Here is a 268-nt window from a genome sequence, read left to right on the forward strand (position 1 = left end):
CTCTTATCCTTTACCTTAAATCCTCGGAGCCTGAGTACAATTTTTAAGAGAAAAAGAACATTCCTGCGGAAAGCTCCAATTGTCTTTCCAGCCATTATGAAGTTTTGGAAGTTGAAATTCTCCATTGCCCAAAGGACATAGGAGAATGACATAACGATCGTTTTGCCTGCTCTAACCGAACCATCGCATATTATGCCGTCTTTATCGTGAACCGGCGATTCTGGCATCCACCAGGTGAGAACCTGAAGCTGTTTTTTGCTAAATGGAA

At 42.2% G+C, this 268-nt stretch carries 1 protein-coding gene; it reads right to left on the bottom strand.

The window, feature by feature from the left end:
- A partial coding sequence (locus UU9_RS18445) for a hypothetical protein (RefSeq protein ID WP_425476855.1) occupies window positions 1-268 on the bottom strand: 268 nt, incomplete at both ends.

The sequence above is a fragment of the Rhodanobacter fulvus Jip2 genome (genome assembly GCF_000264315.1).
Classification (GTDB): Bacteria; Pseudomonadota; Gammaproteobacteria; order Xanthomonadales; family Rhodanobacteraceae; genus Rhodanobacter; species Rhodanobacter fulvus.